The organism is Candidatus Solincola tengchongensis, from assembly GCF_015711935.1.
GTDB lineage: Bacteria > Actinomycetota > Geothermincolia > Geothermincolales > RBG-13-55-18 > Solincola_A > Solincola_A tengchongensis.
In genome coordinates this window covers 1-3,879 of the sequence record NZ_JACVJJ010000045.1, presented here as the reverse complement: position 1 = coordinate 3,879, position 3,879 = coordinate 1, and the positions used below count along the sequence as shown (strand labels likewise).

Below are 3,879 nucleotides of genomic sequence, written 5' to 3'. Positions count from 1 at the left end.
ACCGTCTCCGGGTTGTTGTTGACCATGATGGACTCGTAGCCCTCCTCGCGCAGGGCGAAGGAGGCGTGCACGCAGCAGTAGTCGAACTCGATGCCCTGCCCGATGCGGTTGGGGCCCCCGCCCAGGATCATGACCTTCGGCTTCCCGGAACCGGCGTGGGGACCGGCAACGGGCTCCTCCTCCTTCTCGTAGGTGGAGTAATAGTAAGGGGTATAGGCCTCGAACTCCGCGGCGCAGGTGTCCACCAGCTTGTACACGGGACGAAGTCCGGATGAGCGGCGGCGCTCCCGGACCTCCCCCTCCTCGCAGTCCAGGAGGAAGGAGAGCTGGACGTCGGAGAAACCCATGGACTTGGCCCGGAAGAGCTCCTCGTCGGAGAGTTCCGCTAGACGCCGGCCGCGCAGCCGTTCCTCCTCCTCCACGATCTCCCGGATGTTCTCCAGAAACCAGGGGTCGATGCCCGAGAGCTCGTACATCTCCCTGGAAGACATTCCCAGCTGAAAACCGTAACGTATGTAGTAGAGACGCTCGGCGTTGGGGGTGGTTAGCTTCTCGCGCACCAGGGCCAGGGCCTCCTCCCTCTCCTCGGGAGTGGCGATGTCGCGGGGCCTCATGAGCTCCTTGCGGTCGCTTCCCAGCCCGTAGCGGCCGATCTCCAGGGAGCGGATGCCCTTCTGCAGCGCTTCCTTGAAGGTGCGCCCGATCCTCTCCTCGGGGGTCGAGATGTCGTGGGGCCTCATGAGCTCCTTGCGGTCGCTTCCCAGCCCGTAGCGGCCGATCTCCAGGGAGCGGATGCCCTTCTGCAGCGCTTCCTTGAAGGTGCGCCCGATGGCCATCACCTCCCCCACGGATTTCATGGAGATGCCCAGGGTGGGGTCGGCGCCGGGGAACTTCTCGAAGGTGAAGCGGGGTATCTTCACCACGCAGTAGTCGATGGTGGGCTCGAAGGAGGCCGGGGTCTCCCTGGTGATGTCGTTGGGGATCTCGTCCAGGGTGTATCCCACGGCCAGTTTGGCGGCGATCTTGGCGATGGGGAACCCGGTGGCCTTGGAGGCCAGGGCGCTGGACCGGGAGACGCGGGGGTTCATCTCGATGACCACCATGCGCCCGTTGTCGGGGTGGACGGCAAACTGGATGTTGGACCCACCCGTCTCCACACCGATCTCGCGGATGATGGCGATGGCCGCGTCCCGCATGAGCTGGTACTCCCGGTCGGTGAGGGTCTGAGCGGGAGCCACGGTGATGGAGTCCCCAGTGTGGATGCCCATGGGGTCGAAGTTCTCGATGGAGCAGATGATGACCACGTTGTCCTTGAGGTCGCGCATGACCTCAAGCTCGTATTCCTTCCACCCCATCACCGACTCCTCGATGAGGATCTCGCTGATCATGGAGGCGTCCAGCCCGGCGGAGGCTACTCGCTCGAACTCCTCGGCGTTGAAAGCCACCCCGCCCCCGGTGCCCCCCAGGGTGAAGGCGGGGCGGATGATGAGAGGGAACCCCAGCTCCGCGGCCACCTCGCGGGCCTCATCCATGGAGTGGGCCAGCCCGGAGCGGGGCAGGTCCAGGCCGATGGAGGCCATGGCCTTGCGGAAGAGGTCCCGGTCCTCCGCCTTGCGGATGGCCTCGTAGTTGGCGCCGATCATCTCCACCCCGTACTCTTCCAGGACCCCCATCTCCGCCACCTTGACCGCCGTGTTCAGGCCCGTCTGCCCCCCCAGGGTGGGGAGGAGGGCGTCGGGACGCTCCTTCTCGATTATGCGGGCCACCACCTCCGGGGTGATGGGCTCGATGTAGGTGCGGTCGGCCATCTCCGGGTCGGTCATGATGGTGGCCGGGTTGGAGTTCACCAGCACCACCTGGAAGCCCTCCTCCTTGAGTGCTTTGCACGCCTGGGTCCCCGAGTAGTCGAACTCGCAGGCCTGGGAGATGATGATGGGCCCGGAGCCGATGATGAGTATCTTGTGGATGTCCGTGCGCCTAGGCATGGGGCTCACCCCGCCCGGCGCGCATGTCGCGGATGAAGTCCCCGAAGAGGTAGACGGCGTCGTGGGGCCCCGGGGAGTCCTCGGGGTGGAACTGCACGGAGTAGGCCGGGTAGCGGCGGTGGCGGAATCCCTCCAGGGTCCCGTCGTTGAGGTTTATGAACGTGGGCTCCACCTCGGAGGCGATGCTCTCAAGGTCCACGCAAAAACCGTGGTTCTGGGCGGTGATGAGGACATTGCCCCGCCGCAGGTCCTTTACCGGATGGTTGGCGCCGCGGTGCCCGAACTTCAGCTTGTAGGTGCGCCCGCCCAAGGCCAGGCCCAGTATCTGGTGCCCAAGGCATATCCCGAAGATGGGCTTCACCCCGATGAGCTTGGCCACCTCATCGATGAGGTAGGTCACCGCCGCCGGGTCCCCCGGGCCGTTGGAGAGGAAGATGCCGTCAGGCCCCATCTGTAAGACCCTGGAAGCCGCGGTCTCCGCGGGGACCACCAGGACCTCGCACCCCAAAGCGGAGAGTATGCGCAGGATGTTACGCTTTATCCCGCAGTCGTAGGCCACCACACGAAGGGGACGCTTCCCGTTCCCGGAGACAGCGGGCATGACCCCTCTTCCCATGGGAGGGACTCGGGAGTCCTCCCAGCGGTACGGTTCACTGCAGGTGACCTCCTTCACCAGGTCCCTTCCCACGTAGGGAGGGGCCTCATCCAGCATGCGCCTGAGTTCCGAGAGCTCGGCGTCCTCGGAGGAGACGATGCACATCATGGCCCCGATGGAGCGTATGTGGCGGGTGACGGCGCGGGTGTCCACCCCCTCCACGCCCACGATGCCGTGCTCCGCGAGATATTCATCCAAGGGCCGCGCGGACCGCCAGTTGGACGGATAGCGGCAGCACTCCCGGACCACAAACCCTTCCACCTGGGGGCCGCAGGACTCCACGTCCTCCTCGTTGACCCCGTAATTCCCTATGAGGGGGTAGGTCATGGTGACGATCTGGCCCTTGTAGGAAGGATCGGTGAGGATCTCCTGGTATCCGGTCATGCTGGTGTTGAAAACCAGCTCTCCCGTGCGCACCCCCCGTGCTCCGAAGGGCGTGCCGGTGAAGTACTTCCCGTCCTCGAGCAGGACTACGGCCTTTTCCATGCGGGGATTTACCTGCCTCCTGTCCTCGGTCTTCCGTTTATTATAGGGACTGAGGGAGACAGGCGAAAGAGCGAAGGCCTATTTCGCGGAGAGGTCGGCTTAAACGGGGCCGAGGAGGGAAAGGCGGTTGACCCAGATGGGGTTTGGGGCAACCAATGAAAAAGGCCCACCCCGTCGTGATCGAGTCTTCAAGCGTGGAATGGCGGAAAAAGCCTATGTCTAAGGGCGGAATAATGAAAGCCCGTCGCGCCATAACGAAGGGCGGTTCTCCGGTTCTTCCATCATGAGACTCGTCTACTCGGACGACGCTGAACCTTGGATATGCAACCGGATTAAAAAGCCCTAAAGAAGGAAGTGGCAGGGTATAACGCTGCTACACACGCATGCGGGGCGGTGGGCATGTTTTTACCCCAGTCAATCAAGCCTTGTGCAAAATCGTGGCCCAAAGATGGATTCCTCAAAACCAGGTCGGATTAATGGAAGTCGAATTCCAAAGGTTTTCCCGCTTTGTCCAGATCGATGCCAGTATCGAAGATAGAGCGAAGAACAGGTTGCCAAATCTCTTCATCAAAAGTCCATATCCGGCCCCTTGTTTTTTCGTAGATTTATGAGCTTGATCAAATACTGATTCCCGTGGAGTCGGTCTTCACCAGGTAGACGTCCTTCCCTCCCGCTCCGAAGGACTCCGTCCATCCGGCGAGGATGTAACCCCCGTCCGAGGTCTGCTGGACGGAATAAGCCACGTCATCACCC

Annotated in this window: 2 protein-coding genes; both read right to left on the bottom strand. The window is 62.7% G+C overall.

Going from position 1 to position 3,879, the window contains the following annotated elements:
- On the bottom strand, window positions 1-1,985 hold a 1,985-nt coding region (gene carB / locus H7007_RS03335; RefSeq protein WP_287153079.1), incomplete at its 3' end, for a carbamoyl-phosphate synthase large subunit.
- The gene (gene carA, locus H7007_RS03330) at window positions 1,978-3,126 is read right to left on the bottom strand and encodes a glutamine-hydrolyzing carbamoyl-phosphate synthase small subunit (protein WP_287153078.1); all 1,149 of its coding nucleotides are present in this window, start codon (window positions 3,124-3,126) and stop codon (window positions 1,978-1,980) included. The genes carB and carA, both read right to left, overlap by 8 nt.
- Window positions 3,127-3,879 lie beyond the last annotated feature (753 nt).

Excerpts from the sequence above, each read along its gene's own strand:
- carA (WP_287153078.1), bottom strand. The coding sequence starts at position 3,126 with ATGGAAAAGGCCGTAGTCCTGCTCGAGGACGGGAAGTACTTCACCGGC.